General features: G+C 70.0%; 15 protein-coding genes. 10 read left to right on the forward strand and 5 right to left on the reverse strand.

Annotated elements, in window-relative coordinates:
• Positions 1-43 precede the first annotated feature (43 nt).
• From AC1HFH_RS18850 to AC1HFH_RS18860, 3 genes are all read left to right on the forward strand, one after another.
• On the forward strand, positions 44-784 hold the full coding sequence (locus AC1HFH_RS18850) for a lysophospholipid acyltransferase family protein (protein WP_480247898.1): 741 nt from the start codon (positions 44-46) through the stop codon (positions 782-784).
• Positions 785-840: 56 nt separating this feature from the next.
• The gene (locus AC1HFH_RS18855) at positions 841-2,223 is read left to right on the forward strand and encodes an ABC1 kinase family protein (protein WP_480244108.1); all 1,383 of its coding nucleotides are present in this window, start codon (positions 841-843) and stop codon (positions 2,221-2,223) included.
• Between the two features lie 62 nt (positions 2,224-2,285).
• Complete coding sequence (locus AC1HFH_RS18860) at positions 2,286-3,563, forward strand: FAD-binding oxidoreductase (protein ID WP_480244109.1); 1,278 nt, start codon at positions 2,286-2,288, stop codon at positions 3,561-3,563.
• A gap of 92 nt (positions 3,564-3,655) precedes the next feature.
• Here the strand turns inward: AC1HFH_RS18860 and AC1HFH_RS18865 are convergent, their stop codons facing one another.
• Positions 3,656-4,072: a cytochrome c oxidase subunit 4 gene (locus AC1HFH_RS18865; protein WP_480244110.1), complete on the reverse strand. Its 417-nt coding sequence runs from the start codon at positions 4,070-4,072 to the stop codon at positions 3,656-3,658.
• A gap of 15 nt (positions 4,073-4,087) precedes the next feature.
• Positions 4,088-5,209, reverse strand: coding sequence for an aa3-type cytochrome oxidase subunit II (ctaC, locus tag AC1HFH_RS18870; protein ID WP_480244111.1), 1,122 nt, complete (start codon positions 5,207-5,209; stop codon positions 4,088-4,090).
• A gap of 410 nt (positions 5,210-5,619) precedes the next feature.
• On the opposite strand from ctaC, the gene asnB reads away from it, so the two are divergent.
• The gene (asnB, locus tag AC1HFH_RS18875; protein WP_480244112.1) at positions 5,620-7,596 is read left to right on the forward strand and encodes an asparagine synthase (glutamine-hydrolyzing); all 1,977 of its coding nucleotides are present in this window, start codon (positions 5,620-5,622) and stop codon (positions 7,594-7,596) included.
• Between the two features lie 57 nt (positions 7,597-7,653).
• On the opposite strand, the gene AC1HFH_RS18880 is transcribed toward asnB, so the two are convergent.
• The gene (locus AC1HFH_RS18880) at positions 7,654-8,586 is read right to left on the reverse strand and encodes a carbohydrate kinase family protein (protein ID WP_480247899.1); all 933 of its coding nucleotides are present in this window, start codon (positions 8,584-8,586) and stop codon (positions 7,654-7,656) included.
• Between the two features lie 115 nt (positions 8,587-8,701).
• Positions 8,702-9,052 carry a HesB/IscA family protein gene (locus AC1HFH_RS18885; protein ID WP_480244113.1) on the reverse strand — a complete coding sequence of 117 codons (351 nt, stop codon included), beginning with the start codon at positions 9,050-9,052 and terminating at the stop codon, positions 8,702-8,704.
• A gap of 221 nt (positions 9,053-9,273) precedes the next feature.
• Between AC1HFH_RS18885 and AC1HFH_RS18890 the strand changes: the two genes are divergently transcribed.
• On the forward strand, positions 9,274-9,942 hold the full coding sequence (locus AC1HFH_RS18890) for a DUF3043 domain-containing protein (protein ID WP_480244114.1): 669 nt from the start codon (positions 9,274-9,276) through the stop codon (positions 9,940-9,942).
• A gap of 126 nt (positions 9,943-10,068) precedes the next feature.
• On the opposite strand, the gene AC1HFH_RS18895 is transcribed toward AC1HFH_RS18890, so the two are convergent.
• Positions 10,069-10,236 (reverse strand): hypothetical protein, encoded by a 168-nt coding sequence (locus AC1HFH_RS18895; RefSeq protein WP_480244115.1) that lies wholly within the window; start codon positions 10,234-10,236, stop codon positions 10,069-10,071.
• Between the two features lie 86 nt (positions 10,237-10,322).
• On the opposite strand from AC1HFH_RS18895, the gene AC1HFH_RS18900 reads away from it, so the two are divergent.
• The 5 genes from AC1HFH_RS18900 (at position 10,323) to AC1HFH_RS18920 (ending at position 15,884) form a co-directional block, all read left to right on the forward strand.
• Positions 10,323-11,297, forward strand: a complete 975-nt coding sequence (locus AC1HFH_RS18900) for a helix-turn-helix domain-containing protein (protein ID WP_480244116.1) — start codon at positions 10,323-10,325, stop codon at positions 11,295-11,297.
• A gap of 205 nt (positions 11,298-11,502) precedes the next feature.
• Positions 11,503-12,048, forward strand: a complete 546-nt coding sequence (locus tag AC1HFH_RS18905; RefSeq protein ID WP_480244117.1) for a bifunctional adenosylcobinamide kinase/adenosylcobinamide-phosphate guanylyltransferase — start codon at positions 11,503-11,505, stop codon at positions 12,046-12,048.
• Between the two features lie 1,067 nt (positions 12,049-13,115).
• Positions 13,116-14,186, forward strand: a complete 1,071-nt coding sequence (gene cobT / locus AC1HFH_RS18910; protein WP_480244118.1) for a nicotinate-nucleotide--dimethylbenzimidazole phosphoribosyltransferase — start codon at positions 13,116-13,118, stop codon at positions 14,184-14,186.
• A gap of 142 nt (positions 14,187-14,328) precedes the next feature.
• Positions 14,329-15,075 carry an adenosylcobinamide-GDP ribazoletransferase gene (locus AC1HFH_RS18915; protein ID WP_480244119.1) on the forward strand — a complete coding sequence of 249 codons (747 nt, stop codon included), beginning with the start codon at positions 14,329-14,331 and terminating at the stop codon, positions 15,073-15,075.
• 95 nt (positions 15,076-15,170) lie between these two features.
• The gene (locus AC1HFH_RS18920) at positions 15,171-15,884 is read left to right on the forward strand and encodes an MBL fold metallo-hydrolase (RefSeq protein WP_480244120.1); all 714 of its coding nucleotides are present in this window, start codon (positions 15,171-15,173) and stop codon (positions 15,882-15,884) included.
• The last annotated feature ends 27 nt before the right edge of the window (positions 15,885-15,911 follow it).

A 15,911-nucleotide genomic window follows, 5' to 3' on the forward strand; every position in this document is an offset into this window, starting at 1 on the left:
GAGGTAGTTGCCGACGATCCCGAGGCTCGGGGGTAAGGACGCCATGTTCTACTGGCTGCTCAAGTACGTACTGGTGGGACCCTTCATCCACTTGTACAACCGCCCCGACGTCGAGGGCGTCGAGCACATTCCCGGAAACGGCCCGGCGATTCTGGCCGGGAACCACCTCTCCTTCTCCGACTGGCTGTTCGCGCCGCTGCTGAGCCCGCGCCGGATCAACTACCTCGCGAAGGCCGAATACTTCACCACGCCGGGCATCAAGGGCCGGTTGCAGAAGTTCTTCTTCAGCGGCACCGGTCAGTACCCGATCGACCGCAGCGGCGCCTCGGCCGCGGAGGACGCCCTCAACGCCGCCCGCACACTGCTCGACGACGGCCGCCTGGTCGGCCTGTACCCGGAAGGCACCCGCTCCCCCGACGGGCGTCTGTACAAGGGCAAGACCGGGCTGGCCCGGCTGGCCCTGGAGACCGGTGTTCCGGTGATTCCGGTCGCCGTGATCGGCACCGATCGGGTGAGCCCGCCCGGGCCGTTCCGCTGGCGGCGGCACAAGGTCACGGTGAAATTCGGGGCCCCACTCGACTTCTCCCGGTACGAGGGCATGGCGGGCAACCGCTTCGTCGAGCGCGCCGTCACCGATGAGGTGATGTACGAGCTGATGCAGCTCAGCGGCCAGGAATACGTCGATGTCTATGCGCACAGCCTGAAGAAGGGCGTCCCCTCCGGTTCGGAGCCGCAGCCGGTCGCGGCCGACGCCGCCCGGATCCCGGACACGGCGGCCGGCTGAGCCGCCGCACCGCCCGTCCGCCGAACCGATACGCCCCGCCGGATGAGCGAGGTGATATGACAGACCGCGAAATCGGCGCTCGGGTCCTGCCGTTCACACCGCGCCGGGATCCGGCGGCCACCGGAATCCCACCCGCCGGGCCGGTCGCCCGCACTGCCCGGCTCGCGGGCGTTCCGATGGCCTATGCGGGCCGCCGGATCGGTGGCCGCGTCCGCCGGGCCGCCGGTCGTCCGCGCGCCGAGGTGGATCACGAGATCCAGGCGCGCACCGCCCAGCATCTGTTCGAGGTGCTCGGTGAGCTCAAAGGTTGTGTCGCCAAACTGGGTCAGCTGCTGGCCCTGCTGGAATCGGGTCTGGCGCCGGAACTGGCGGCTCCGTACCGCGCGGCGCTGGCCCGCTTGCACGACTCCGCCCCCGCCATGCTGCCGACGGCGGTGCACGCGATCCTGGCCGACGAGCTGGGCCCGGATTGGCGCCGTTCGTTCCGTGCGTTCGACGAGCACGATCCGGCGGCCGCCTCGGTCGGCCAGGTGCACCGGGCCGTCTGGCACGACGGCCGCCCGGTCGCGGTGAAACTGATGTACCCCGGTGCCCGCCGCGCGTTGCGGTCCGATCTCTGGGCGCTGCGCCGGGCGGCCCCGCTGTTCGCCGCGCTGCTGCCCGGAGCGGACAGCCGGGCGGTGATCGACGCCCTGTGCACCGAACTGGCCGCCGAACTCGACTACGCCCTGGAGGCGGCCAATCAGCACGCTTTCGTCGCCGCCTATGCCGACGATCCGGATATCACCCTGCCCGCGGTAGTGGCCCGGCACGGCGATGTGCTGATCACCGAATGGCTCGACGGCGTACCGCTGAGCAGGCTGCCCCGGCCCGCCCGCGCCGAGCGGGATCGGCTCGGCCTGCTGATCACCCGGTTCCTGCTGTCGGCCCCCGCCCGGACCGGGCTGGTCTACGGCGACCCGCACCCCGGGAACTTCCTGCTGATGCCGGACGGGCGTCTCGGTGTCGTCGATTTCGGTGCCTGCACGCCGTGGCCGCCCGGCTATCTGGAGATGGTCGAGGAGGTCGGCGCCGCCATGCTCGCCGAGGCGACCGACCGGCTCGAGGTCGCCATCCGCCGGCACGGATTCGTCGCCCCCGGCCGGGACTGCGATATCGATTCGGTCGCCGACCGGCTGCAACCGCTGCGGGATGCGCTGCGCACCCCGCGCTACCCGCTCACTGCCGACTGGCTGCACGAACAGGTCCGGCTCGTCACCGATCTGCGGCTGTCGAATGTGCTGCGCCAGCTCACTCTGCCCGCCGAGCACACCACCGTCGTCCGCTCGTTCCTGGGCGCGGTCGGCGTCCTCTGCCAGCTGCACACCGAGGTGCCGATCCGCGCCGAGTGCGCACGCTGGTATCCGGAGACCGCCGCGGCGGTGGGCTTGGAGTTCTGAGCCGCGGCCGGGTGAGACGGACCGGGTGTGCGGAAGGCCGCGTTGTGGTTAGCTTCTAGTCCATGGGCACGCCGCATTCTGTCTCCACCGAAGAGTATCTCCCCCGGGACACCGCCGATGTCGTTCGCACCGTCCGGGATTCGCGTGACCGTGCCGAACACCTGACCGTCCGGGGCGGACCGCTGCCGGAGGACGGATTCGATCTCACCGACCAGCGGACGGTGCTCTCGCTGCGCCGGATGAACTCGGTGCTCGATATCAATCTGGGTCGGCGCACCGTCCGGGTGCAGGCCGGCGCCAAACTGTCCGAGATCGATCGCCGGCTCGGCGCGCACGGGCTCGGTCTGCCCGTGGTCGGCGACCATCGCGACATCACCGCAGGCGGGTTCGCCTCGGTCGGTGGGGTCAGCACCGCATCGCACCGCTACGGCATGTTCATCGACCAGGTCGTCGACCTCGAATACGTCGACCCGGACGGCCGCATCGGCACCTGCGGAAGGTCTCATCACACCGAACGGTTCCATCGCATTCTCGGCGCCGGCGGCCGGGCCGGGATCATCACCGCGCTCACCCTCGACGTGGTCGATGTGGACAAGGAACGCACCTGGCTGACCTCCACCTCGGGCCGCTTCCTCGACTTCGACTCGTTCGTCGAGCACGCCACCGCCGAGGTCACCGGACCCGATACGGCGGTGCTGCAGGTGGGTCGCTGGGTCGATACCGCCCCGCTGAAGGTCTCCCGGCCGGTCGGTACCGGGCAGGTCCAGCTCGGTGCGGTCCGCTTCGGCCAATGGTCCAGCCTGTACCCGGCCACCCCCACCCGGGGCCTGCGCGCCCGGCGCGAGGTCGGCGCCCGGACCCGGAAGTCGCTCGGCGCCATCGCCTCCGCCGCCGGCGGCCGCGCCGGTATGCCGGTCCGCAACGCCGCCGCCGGCGCGCTGATGTTCGCGCCGAAGGTGCTGACCCTCCGGGATGCCGAATATCTCGCCGATACGGTCATGAGCTCCTCGGAGCGGGGGCCCGCCTACCGGGTCGGTGTCTTCGCGCCGCTGGCGAACTACTCGACCGTCTTCTACCGGCTGCACGACCTGTTCTCCGGGCATCGGGAACGCACCGGCTGCTTCACCGTGATCTCCGCGATGACCTATGGGGTGCGCTCGCCTTATCTGCGCGCCGAGGCCGCCGCCCGCGGGCTCGCTGCCGCCGACTACGGGCTGATCACCTTCACCTGCCGGCTGCGGCCCACTGCGCTGCCCTCGGCGCAGCTGCGGGATATCGTCTCCGGTATCGACGACATCTGCCGCTCCGAGCACGCTCTTCGCTACAGCGTGCTGGACTGACGGACCGGCTCGGCCCCCCGGACATCTCGCCCCCGGAAACGCGGAAGGCCCCGACTCGATCGAGTCGGGGCCTTCCGCGTAGGAATCCGGGATCAGTGCTTTTCCGGTCCCAGGTAGTACTCGAACACCAGGCCGGCGGCGGCACCCAGCACCAGCAGCACACCCAGGGCGATCAGCCAGAACTGGAAGAAGGCCAGGCCCAGGGCGGTCACCGAACCGGCGGCGGCCAGGGTGATCGGCCAGAAGCTGCCGGGCGAGAAGAAGCCCAGATCTCCGGCGCCGTCGACGATCTCCGCGTCCTCGTAGTCCTCCGGACGCAGATCCAGGCGACGGGCGACGAACCGGAAGTAGGTCCCGATGATCAGCGACAGGCCCGCCGTCAGCACGATGGCGGTGGTGCCGGCCCACTCCACGCCGGTGCGCGACTTCGCGGTGAAGAAGCCGTACACGACAGCTGTCAGGACAAAGAACAGCGTGAGAAGCTCGAAAATCCTTGCTTCGATCTTCATGTCAGATCAGTCCCCTCACTTGCTCTCGGCCACCGAAGCGCTCTTGATGTCGCGCTTCGAGTCGAACGGGTGGGTCGAGGTGGCCACCGGCGATTCGCCGATCGCCTCGAGCGCCTGACCGTTGGTCATGCCCGCCTCGCGCGCTTCGATGTACTCCACGAACCGGTCCGGCGACACCACGCGGATCTCGAAGTTCATCATCGAATGGTAGGTGCCGCACATCTCGGCGCAGCGGCCGACGAAGGCGCCTTCCTTGTCGATCCCGGAGATCTGGAAGACGTTGTCGGAGTTGTTCTCCTTCGGGTTCGGCATGACGTCGCGCTTGAACAGGAACTCCGGCACCCAGAAGGCATGGATCACATCGGCGGCGGCCAGCTGGAACTCGATGGTCTTACCGGTCGGCAGGACCAGGACCGGGACCTCGGTCGTGCTGCCGACGGTCTCGATCTTGTCGTAGTGCAGGTAGGAGAGGATGTCGTTCTCCGGCTTGCCGTGCACCGGGCCCGGCTGCGGGTGTCCCTCTTCGTTGGTGCGCTCGCGGTAGTCCTCGAGCTGCTCCTGGTTCATCGCCTCGACCTCGCGGTCGATGCCGTCGTACTGGAAGCCTTCCTTGAAGTCCACCTCGCGGTAACCGAACTTCCAGTTCCACTGGAAGGCGGTCACGTCGACCGTCACGTCCGGGTCCGGGACCTTCTCGTGCACATAGTTCTGCACGACCACGGTGAAGTAGAACAGGACCGCGATGATCACGAACGGGATCGCGGTGTAGGTCAGCTCCAGCGGGACGTTGTAGCCGGTCTGCCGCGGGAACTCGGGCGAGTTCTTCTTCTTGCGGTGGAACACGACGGTCCAGAAAGTCAGGCCCCAGACCAGCACACCCATCACCAGCGCGGCCAGGACCGACCAGGTCCACAGCTCGCGCATCCGGGTGGCCTGTTCGGTGATACCGGACGGCCAACCGAACCGCAGCCAAACATTGTCGATCGAGCAGCCCGAGACGAGCAGTGCGGTGACCCCCAGGGACACCGCCAGCCCGGCCCGCCGAAGGACCCGGCCCTGCCGACCCCGGGCGGGTCGTGCCCCGATCTCTTCGCTCGCCTTGTGCGCCACGCTCACGCCTTCCTGGTCGCCACACATTCCGACACATTGCGTCGCCGCCGGCCGCGACCGACCGCGGCGACACCCTTCCAAGCTTGTTTCAGATCCCCTCCCGCTCACCCGCTTCTGCGCAGGTGACACCTGAGAGAGACCTGAGTACTACGCAGCGTAGACCAAACCCGCCTCCCGCACGCCGCCGGGTCGGGTTCGACACTCCGCGAATACCGTCCGCACCCCGCCTACCTGCGATTGCGTGACCCGGGTGCGCAGTGCATTCGATCGAACGAACTGAACTGCACTATGTTGGGGCGAGTCAACAGCACTGCGCGAGTCGCACCCCGATAGCCGCGTGCGGCGCGGCGAGCTGCACCGCTGCAGCGTTCGGGGCGCACCACCCGGCCGGTGCCCGACCTTTCCTCCGGGACGACAGAGACGAGGTAGCCGACGCCGTGTGCGGACTGCTCGGATTCCTGACAGCCGATGCCGCGACCACCGAAGTGGTCGACCAGGTCTACGAGGCGCTGCACTGCCAGCGGCACCGCGGGCCCGACGAAAAGGGCACCTGGCACGACGGTGCCTTAGGGGGCTCCGCGGGCTCCGCCCCTGTCCACATGGTGCTCGGCTTCAACCGCCTCTCCATCATCGACATCGAACATTCCCATCAGCCGCTGCGCTGGGGTCCGGCCGACGACCCGCAGCGCTATGCGATGACGTTCAACGGTGAGATCTACAACTACGTCGAACTGCGGGAGCAGCTGGCGGCCGAGCACGCCGCCGAGTTCCCGGACGGCCGGATCTTCGCCACCGAGGGCGACGGCGAGGCGATCGTCGCGGCCTTCCACTTCTGGGGCCCGGAGGCCGTGCGCCGGCTGCGCGGCATGTTCGCCTTCGCGATCTGGGACACCCGGGAACAGGAACTGTTCCTGGCCCGCGACCCGTTCGGGATCAAACCGCTGTTCCTCGCGACCGGCCCCGGCGGTACCGCCTTCGCCAGCGAGAAGAAGAGCGTGCTGGAGCTGCTCGGCCCGCTCGGGCTGTCCGACGATCTGGACCCGCGGGCGCTGGAGCATTACACGGTGCTGCAGTACGTCCCGGAACCGGAAACCCTGCACCGGGGTATCCGGCGGCTGGAATCGGGCACCTACGCCACGGTGCGGCCCGGTGCCGAGCCCGAGACCACCCGCTACTTCCGGCCCGATTTCCGGGTGCGGCCCTTCGCCGATGGTGCTGCGCAGGCTCGCTACGACGAGATCGCCGCCGCGCTCGAGGATTCGGTCGCCAAGCATATGCGTGCCGATGTGACGGTCGGCTCGTTCCTGTCCGGCGGGATCGACTCGACCGCCATCGCCGCCCTGGCCATGCGGCACAACCCGAACCTGATCACTTTCACCACCGGATTCGAGCGGGAGGGCTACTCGGAGGTCGACGTGGCCGCCGAGAGTGCCGAGGCGATCGGCGCCCGGCACGTGGTCAAGGTGGTGAGCCCCGCCGAGTTCGCGGCGGCGGTCCCGGAGATCGTCTGGTACCTCGACGACCCGGTCGCCGACCCGGCCCTGGTGCCGCTGTACTTCGTGGCCAAGGAGGCCCGCAAGCACGTCAAGGTGGTGCTGTCCGGTGAGGGCGCCGACGAGCTGTTCGGCGGCTACACCATCTACCGGGAGCCGCTGTCACTCAAACCGTTCGACTACCTGCCGCCCGGCCTGCGCAAACTCGCCGGCCGGCTCGGCGACCGGATCCCCGACGGCAAACGCGGCAAGTCGCTGCTGCAACGCGGCTCGCTCACCCTCGAGGACCGCTACTACGGCAACGCCCGCAGCTTCAACGACGCCCAGCTCCGGGCCGTGCTGCGGGAGTTCCGCCCCGAGTGGACACATCAGGACGTCACCGCCCCGATCTACGCGCAGTCCCGCGGCTGGGATCCGGTCGCCCGGATGCAGCATCTGGACCTGTTCACCTGGCTGCGCGGCGACATCCTGGTCAAGGCGGACAAGATGACCATGGCCAACTCCCTGGAACTGCGGGTGCCGTTCCTGGACAAGGAGGTCTTCGACGTCGCCTCCCGGATCCCGGTGGATCAGAAGATCACCTCCGATACCACCAAGTACGCGCTGCGCCAGGCACTCGAGGGCATCGTGCCCGCGCATGTGCTGCACCGCGCCAAGCTGGGCTTCCCGGTCCCGCTGCGGCACTGGCTGCGCGGCACCGAACTCTACGACTGGGCGGCCGGGCAGATCGCCGACTCGCAGACCGGCCACCTGCTGAACAAGCCCGCGATCGAGCAGATGCTGCGCGACCACCGCGCCGGCGTCGCCGACCACAGCCGCCGGTTGTGGACGCTGCTGGTGTTCATGGTGTGGCACGGCATCTTCGTCGAGGACCGGATCAAACCGGAGATCGCGGAACCGACCTACCCGGTCAACCTCTAGACTGTCCCGAAACGATCTCGGGCGCCCCGCCGGTTGCGGGGCGCCCGAGATCGCGGATCAGGACGGCAGCAGGGCCGCCAGCTCGTCGGCGGCCTCGGTTCCGTAGGCCTTGGTGAGGCGGACCAGCGCGTCCTCACGATGGAGAGTCCATTCCTGGGTGCCGGTGGTCTCCAGCACCAGCACGGCGGCCAGCGAGCCGAGCTGGGCGGCGCGTTCCAGGCTCAGACCGGCCCGGTGCGCGGTGAGGAAACCGGCGCGGAAGGCGTCACCGACACCGGTCGGATCCACCTGGTTCGCATCCGGGATCACGCCGACCCGGACCTCGCTGCCATCACGATCCACCACCAGGGCACCCTCGCCGCCGAGCGTGGTCACCCGGATGCCGATCCGCTCGGCGACCTCGGCCTCCGACAGTCCGGTCTTCTGCAGCAGCAGCCCCCACTCGTACTTGTTGGTGAACAGGTACTCGGCGCCGTCGATCAGCTCGCGGGCCTGGTCACCGTCCAGCCGGGCCAGCTGCTGCGACGGGTCGGCCGCGAACGGGATGCCCAGTTCGCGGCACTCACGGGTGCGCCGGACCATCGCCTCCGGGTCGTCGGCGCCGATCAGCACCAGTTCGATCTCGCGGCCGGCGCTCAGCGCGGCCAGATCGATATCGCGGGCCTCGCTCATCGCCCCCGGGTAGAACGAGGCGATCTGCGCCATGTCCTCATCGGTGGTGCAGACGAACCGCGCGGTGTGCGCCTTGTCGGAGATGTGCACCGCCGTGCAGTCGACGCCGTGGGCCTCCAGCCACTGCCGGTAGTCGGCGAAATCGGCGCCCACCGCACCGATCAGCAGCGGGCGCTGCCCCAGCAGCCCCATCGCATAACTGATGTTGCCCGCGACGCCGCCGCGGCGGACCTGCAGATCGTCGACGAGGAAACTCAACGAGACATGATCGAGCTGATCGGCGAGCAGCGCATCGGCGAATCGGCCGGGAAAACGCATGAGATGGTCGGTCGCAATGGACGCGGACACGGCTACGGACACGAGGCGGAGCCCCCTCGGCACTAGGCGATACGAAAAAGCCGGGACCCGTTCGGGCCCCGGCTATCACCGTAGCTCAGTTGAACGAATCGCCGCAGGCGCAGCTGCCGGTGGCGTTCGGGTTGTCGATGGTGAAACCCTGCTTCTCGATGGTGTCGACGAAGTCGATCGAGGCACCTTCCACATAGGGGGCACTCATCCGGTCGACAGCCAGCTTCACACCGCCGAACTCCATCACCAGGTCGCCGTCGAGCACGCGATCGTCGAAGAAGAGCTGGTAGCGCAGGCCGGCACAACCACCCGGCTGCACCGCGATCCGCAGTGCCAGGTCGTCGCGCCCCTCCTGGTCCAGCAGCGCCTTCGCCTTGCTCGCGGCAGCATCGGTCAGCGACACACCGTGGGTGGTGGTCTCGTTCTGCACAGTCATGGACTCTCCTCGGGACATCGGTAACCACGCTGGACAACACCACTGCGCGGGCTGCTATTCCCCATCTTGCCATCTACCCCCGGCGCGAGCCCAGATGGCCGTGCCCCGGGACCGGCCAGGATGTGATCCGGATCGCACGAACGACCCGGTGAGACCTCGCGCACCGGGTCGTGCAGGGCCACATTTCCGGCCGGTCGCGGGCATCGAATAGCCTGGTGGACGTGAAATTGTTCCGTCGCGGCGAGTCCAGCACCATCGACGAGTCCGTCGACCCCAGCGCACAGGTGGCCGAATCCCCTGCCGACGAGCCTCGGCGGACCGGTGCCACCACCGAAGGCAAGGGCCGGCCGACGCCGAAAAGGCGTGACGCACAAGGCAAGCGGCGCGGCCCCGTAGCGCCCGCTCCGATGACCGCAAAGGAGGCCCGGGCCCGGCGCAAGGCCACCCGGGGCACCAAAGCGGAGCGCAAGGCGGCCGCGGCCGAGCGGCGCGCGGCAACCCAGGAGCGCCGGGAGCGGATGCTCGCAGGTGACGACAAGTACCTGCTGCCACGCGACAAGGGCGAGGTCCGCGCGTACGTTCGGGACCTGGTCGACGCCCGCCGCAATCTCGTCGGCCTGTTCATGCCGATGGCACTGGTCCTGATCATGTCGATGTTCGTCGCCCCGGCGTGGCAGAGCATCGTGACCTTGGTCATGTTGGTGATGATGGTGTTCATGATCGCGGAGGGTTTCCTGCTCGGCCGCCTGGTGAACAACCGCGTTCGGGAACGCTTCCCCAACACCACCGACACCGGATACCGCCTCGGGTGGTACGCCTTCGTCCGGGCCTCGCAGATCCGCAAGATGCGTGCGCCGAAGCCACGGGTTTCGCCCGGCGACGCCGTCTGATCAGCACTGCCGACCGATCGGCACCGCCGCCCGGATCGGGATCGCCCGGTCCGCACGCAACCGAGAGCGCCGCACCGCAGGGGCGGCGCTCTCGCCGTTTCGAGGAACGGCCACCCACCGGCCGGATCAGAGGTTGAGCCCGGCCCGGAGCAGAATCGGGTCGATGTCCGCGATCCCGACGGTAACCCCGGGATCGCGGACATCGGGATGGTGCCTCGGGGTCGCGGTCGCCTGGGCCAGCACCGCGGCGCCGATGATCAGGACAGCTATCAGCAGGACCGGTAGAGTTCGCATGGCAGAAATTTTGCTGCCATGCACTTTCCGCCGAAAGTGGCCGTTCTGTCATTGTGCGCAAATATTCGGCCAGTTACCCTCGGGGCATGCTCCATCGGGTGACGACCGTGCTCTGCGACCGGGTCGCGATGTTCGAACTGGGCGTCGTCTGCGAGGTGTTCGGCCTGGACCGCACCGCCGACGGACTGCCCGGTTTCGACTTCCGCGTCTGCGGCGCGGAGCCCGGCCGCCCGCTGTCCGCTTCCACCCCGGGCATCACCGTCACCCCCGAATACCCGCTCTTGGATCTGCTGGGCGCGGACCTGGTGGCGGTCCCTGCCGTGCCGGGTGCGGCCGAGCGGGACTTCGACCCGCGTGTGGTCGCGGCACTGCGCGCCGCCGCCGATTCCGGCGCCACCGTGCTGACGGTGTGCTCCGGGGTCTTCCTGGCCGGTGCCGCCGGACTCCTCGACGGCCGCACCTGCACCACGCACTGGCGGTTCACCGAACAGCTCGCCGCCCGGTTCCCGGCGGCCACGATCGACCCCGATGTGCTCTTCGTCGACGAGGGATCGCTGATCACCAGTGCGGGCACGGCCGCCGGTATCGATGCCTGCCTGCATCTGGTGCGCCGCGAACTCGGCTCGGCCGCGGCCAACGGCATCGCCCGGCGGATGGTGGTGCCACCGCAGCGCGACGGCGGCCAGCGGCAGTTCATCGAGCGTCCGGTCGCCGAGACCGGCGGTGGTGGTTTCGCCGAACTGCTCACCTGGCTGGGCGAGCACCTGAGCCGGCCGCACACCGTGGACGACCTCGCCGCCCGCGCCCGGATGTCCACCCGCACCTTCGCCCGCCGTTTCGCCGCCGAAACCGGCACCACCCCCGGGAAATGGCTCACCCAGCAGCGAGTCCTGCACGCCAAGCAGCTCCTGGAGGAAACCGACCACGGCCTCGAACGCATCGCCGGCGCCTGCGGATTCGGCTCCGGTTCGCTGCTGCGCCACCACTTCCAGCGCCAGGTCGGCGTCTCCCCCACCGAATACCGCCGTCGCTTCGGGCGCGAGCCAGGTGAGATGCGGTAGGTCGCTGCCCCTGAGCGCCCGCCCACCGCACTGCCGTGCTTCCGCCACCGGCTGCACCTCGGCCCACCCGGCCACCGCACAGCCCGCACCACCGGACAGCCGCAACCGCACTACGCGTCCCCGTATGCCCGCCCCCGGACCGCTGCGCTTCCCGCGCTACGAAGGCTACGAAGCCCGCCGCACTCGGGCGTGTACCGTGCACTCCGTGTCGCCGCCCGCCGCTCCGGATCCGTTGCGCACCCTCGTCCTGGGCGGGGCACGATCCGGGAAGTCGGCCTTCGCCGAAGAACTGGCCGCAGCACCCGGCGTCCCGGTCCGCTATCTCGCGACTGCCGTCCTCGATCCGGCCGATCACGATTTCGCGGCCCGGATCGCCGCGCACCGGGAGCGGCGCCCCGCGGACTGGACGACCGTCGACGAGGTCGATGCCGCCGAGGCCCTGGCAACACCGGCCCCGATGACCCTGCTCGACGACCTCGGCACCTGGGTGACCGCCCGGCTCGACGCCCGCAACGCCTGGGAATCGCCCCGCGGCACGATCACTCCCGACACCGACACCCTCGTCGCGGCGGTCACGGCCTACCGGCACCCCCTGGTGATCGTCTCCCCAGAGGTGGGCCTCGGCGTCATCCCCGCCACCCGTTCCGGCCGCCTGTTCCGCGACGAGCTGGGCACCCTCAACCAGCGCCTCGCCCACATCTGCGACGCCGCCTACCTGATCGTTGCGGGCCTGCCACAACGCCTGAAGTAGAAACCGGCCTCCCGCTCCCCCGCGAGCAGCCTGTCCCCCACCCGGGCCCTGCGCAGCGTCAGGCCCACAGCACCGAGCCGCACCGGGCCGTATCACCGCCACCGGTCTCGTCGATCGGTGCATCGTCGCGCCGCACGGGACGGCACCGCGCAGCACAGTGCCGGGCCACGCCGCCGCACAGCACAGTGCCGCACCGCCGCAGACACCACGCCGCACGCCGCAGCACACCACGCCGCCGCAGACACCACGCCGTACAGCACCGAGCCGCATCACCGCCACCGAGTCTCGTCGATCGGTGCATCGTCGCGCCGCATGGGGCGGCACCGCACAGCTCCACCGCACCGCACAGCGCCACACCACACCGCCGCACAGCACAGTGCCGCGCCGCACCGCCGCTCCGCACGATGCTGCGCCGCCGCCGCACCACGGCGCACGCACAGCACCGCGCCGCACCGCCGCGCCTCATCCCTGCAGCCGCACGCCGCAGCACACCACGCCGCACGATGCCGCGCCAACGCAGCACACCACGCCGCACAGCACTGCACCCACGCCGCACCGGCGCGCCGCATCCCTGCACTCGACGCCGACCACGCAGCCGGGACCCATTCGAATTCCGCCCACCTACGAGCGACAACCAGCACCACACAACCACCCCGCCCGTGAATTGTCGCTCGGACTCGGGCACAAACCACCGCCCACCGGGCCACGCACCGAGTCGTGCGAAGCACCGGATCTCGATGCCGTACCTCCAGCGGAGGCCCTGTTCGGATCTCGCCGGCCGATGAGCAACAGCCGCGGCCGCTCGGTCAGCACACCGAGGTCGGCCGAGCAGCCCGGAACTCGGATGCGGGGTCCTTCCGGATTCCGCCCGGGCAACCACCGCAAAGGCTGTCGCTCGGACGCGCGCATCACACAGACTGCCCGTCCGCCGAAGCTCGCGCCCGCACGGATCGCCGCACCGGGGTCCCGTCGGCACCCGGTGTGCCCGGCGGGCAAGATGACTACCGTTGGCCGTCGATCGGAGCTCCGCGGCGGCCGGGATCGCGGGACAAAGGAAGGGCGCAACTGTGGCAGCAGGATTCGGGCCGGTGACGGGGCCGGACGCGCAGGTCCGGGCGGCCGCGGAGCAGCGGCAGCAGCAGCTGACCAAGCCGGGCGGCGCGCTCGGCCGGCTGGAACGGCTCGGCAACTGGGTGGCGGCCTGTCAGGGTGTGTGCCCGCCGAAACAGTTCGAACGAGCCCGGGTCGTGGTGTTCGCAGGCGACCACGGCGTCGCCCGGCACGGCGTTTCCGCCTACCCGAGTGAAGTGACCGCGCAGATGGTGGCGAACTTCCTGGCCGGCGGCGCGGCAGTGAACGCCCTCGCCGACGTGGCCGGGGCGAGCGTGCGGGTGGCCGATATCGCCGTGGACGCGGATACCGATCCGCGGGTGTCGGCGCACAAGGTGTGCCGCGGCAGCGGGGCGATCGACCGGGAGGACGCCCTCACCGAGGACGAGGTGCAAGCGGCCCTCGCCGCGGGCCGCAGCATCGCCGACGACGAGGTCGATGCCGGTGCGGATCTGCTGATCGCCGGCGATATGGGCATCGGCAACACCACGCCCGCCACCGTGCTGATCGCCACGCTGACCGGCACCGAACCGGTGGCGGCCGTCGGCCGGGGCACCGGCATCGACGACGCCGGATGGATCCGCAAGGTCGCCGCGCTCCGGGACGGCATGCGCCGGGCCCGGCCGGTCGCGACCGACCCGGTCGACCTGCTCCGGGTCGCCGGTGGCGCGGATATCGCCGCCATGGCCGGCTTCCTGGCCCAGGCCGCGGTCCGCCGCACGCCGGTGCTCCTGGACGGGGTGGTGGTCACGGCCGCCGCCCTGATCGCCGAAGACCTCGCCGCAGGCGCCTCCGCCTGGTGGCTGGCCGGACACCGCTCCACCGAACCCGCACACGGCCTGGCACTGCGCCAGCTCCGCCTGGACCCCCTGATCGACCTGGAGATGCGCCTCGGCGAAGGTTCCGGCGCCCTCATCGCACTACCGGTGCTGCGCAGCGCCGTCGCCACCCTCGCCGAGATGTCCACCTTCGACGACGCCGGCGTCAGCACCGCCGCGGCCCGGACCGCACCCGACCTCACCGAATGACCGGCCGGTCCCACGCCCCGGCGACCGGCCGCCGCCGGCACGCATCCGCAGCCTCGCCGACCCGCTCGGACTGCCGGGTGCCGCCGGAGCCCCACCGGCACGCCACCACTACCATCGGCCGGCTGCCGCACCGGGGTGCCGCATGACCGGCATCCGGCTCGCCCTGTCCTGGATGACCGTGCTGCCGGTCCGCGGGCCCATGTCGGTCGACCGGGCCGACGCTGCACGGGCGATCCGCGCCCTCCCGGTGGTCGGTGTCCTGCTCGGCGTCGCCGCAACCGGGCTGCTGTGGATGCTGCAGACCCTCGGCGCGACGGCAGCCCTGTCCGGCCTGCTGGTGGTCGGCGCGCTGGCTCTGGTCACTCGCGGCATGCACCTGGACGGGCTCGCCGACACCGCTGACGGCCTGGGCAGTTACGGCCCTCCGGAGCGGGCCCGGGAGATCATGAAGAGCGGCACCGTGGGACCGTTCGGTGGTGCGGCCCTGATCTTCGCCATCGGCACGCAGGCGCTGGCCTTCGGGGCGCTGGCGGCGGACGGCCGCTGGTTCGCGGTGGCGGCCGCGGTGGCGCTCGGCCGGGTCGCCGCGGTGGCGGTGTGCCGCCGGGGCGGCACCGCGACACCCGGTTCCGGATTCGGGGCGCTGGTCGCGGGCACCCAAGCACCCGCGGTGGTGGCACTCTGGACGGTTCTCGCCGTCGGCGCCTGCGTCTTCGCGGTACCCGACCGCTGGTGGCAGGGTCCGGTGGCCGCGCTGATCGCGCCGGCAATCGCGCTGCTGGTGGCCCGGCACTGTGTCCGGCGCTTCGGTGGCGTCTCCGGTGATGTACTGGGCGCCACCCTGGAGATCTCCACCGCACTTGCGGCCGTGGGCTTTTCGCTGGGATGACAACCCAGCCCGCCTGAAACAGTGGCATTTCACAACCATTCGTCCGGTACCCCCGCGATCGCGCGTCCGCGAACTCCTGGCAATACAGTGGAGGCATGTCGACCGAACGTCTCTACTTCCGCCAGCTGCTCTCCGGCCGCGACTACGCCGTCGGCGATCCGATCGCCACGCAGATGCGGAACTTCGCGTATCTGATCGGGGACCGGGAAACCGGTGAATGCGTGCTGGTCGACCCCGCCTACGCGGCCGCGGACCTGGTCGACATCGCCGAGGCCGACGGCCTCCGCCTGACCGGCGTGCTCGCCACGCACCATCACCCAGACCACGTCGGCGGCACCATGCTCGGTTTCACCCTGGGCGGGGTGAAGGAGCTGCTGGAGAAGACCAGCGTCCCGGTGCACGTGAACAATCAGGAACTGGACTGGACCGCGAACGTCACCGGTATCGCACCGAGTGAACTGACCGGACACGAGCACGGCGACAAGGTCACGGTCGGCGCCATGGAGATCGAGCTGCTACACACCCCCGGACACACTCCGGGCAGCCAGTGTTTCCTGTTCGACAATCGCCTCATCGCCGGTGACACCCTGTTCGTCGACGGTTGCGGCCGCACCGACTTCCCCGGCGGCGACTCCGACGAAATGTTCCGCAGCCTGCGCTATCTGGCCGACCTGGACGGCAACCCCGTCGTCTACCCCGGCCACTGGTATTCCGAGGAACCCAGCGCCCCCCTCACCTCGATCCGCGACAGCAACTACGTCATGCGCCCGCAGTCCCTGGAACAGTGGCGCATGCTGATGCCCGGCTGAATCCTGGACCGGTCTCGGGAGCGGCGC

Source organism: Nocardia sp. KT25-26, assembly GCF_056627695.1.

Excerpts from the sequence above, each read along its gene's own strand:
- AC1HFH_RS18850 (WP_480247898.1), top strand. The coding sequence starts at position 44 with ATGTTCTACTGGCTGCTCAAGTACGTACTGGTGGGACCCTTCATCCAC.
- AC1HFH_RS18855 (WP_480244108.1), top strand. The coding sequence starts at position 841 with ATGACAGACCGCGAAATCGGCGCTCGGGTCCTGCCGTTCACACCGCGC.
- AC1HFH_RS18860 (WP_480244109.1), top strand. The coding sequence starts at position 2,286 with ATGGGCACGCCGCATTCTGTCTCCACCGAAGAGTATCTCCCCCGGGAC.
- AC1HFH_RS18865 (WP_480244110.1), bottom strand. The coding sequence starts at position 4,072 with ATGAAGATCGAAGCAAGGATTTTCGAGCTTCTCACGCTGTTCTTTGTC.
- ctaC (WP_480244111.1), bottom strand. The coding sequence starts at position 5,209 with ATGTGTGGCGACCAGGAAGGCGTGAGCGTGGCGCACAAGGCGAGCGAA.
- AC1HFH_RS18880 (WP_480247899.1), bottom strand. The coding sequence starts at position 8,586 with ATGCGTTTTCCCGGCCGATTCGCCGATGCGCTGCTCGCCGATCAGCTC.
- AC1HFH_RS18885 (WP_480244113.1), bottom strand. The coding sequence starts at position 9,052 with ATGACTGTGCAGAACGAGACCACCACCCACGGTGTGTCGCTGACCGAT.
- AC1HFH_RS18895 (WP_480244115.1), bottom strand. The coding sequence starts at position 10,236 with ATGCGAACTCTACCGGTCCTGCTGATAGCTGTCCTGATCATCGGCGCC.
- AC1HFH_RS18900 (WP_480244116.1), top strand. The coding sequence starts at position 10,323 with ATGCTCCATCGGGTGACGACCGTGCTCTGCGACCGGGTCGCGATGTTC.
- AC1HFH_RS18915 (WP_480244119.1), top strand. The coding sequence starts at position 14,329 with ATGACCGGCATCCGGCTCGCCCTGTCCTGGATGACCGTGCTGCCGGTC.
- AC1HFH_RS18920 (WP_480244120.1), top strand. The coding sequence starts at position 15,171 with ATGTCGACCGAACGTCTCTACTTCCGCCAGCTGCTCTCCGGCCGCGAC.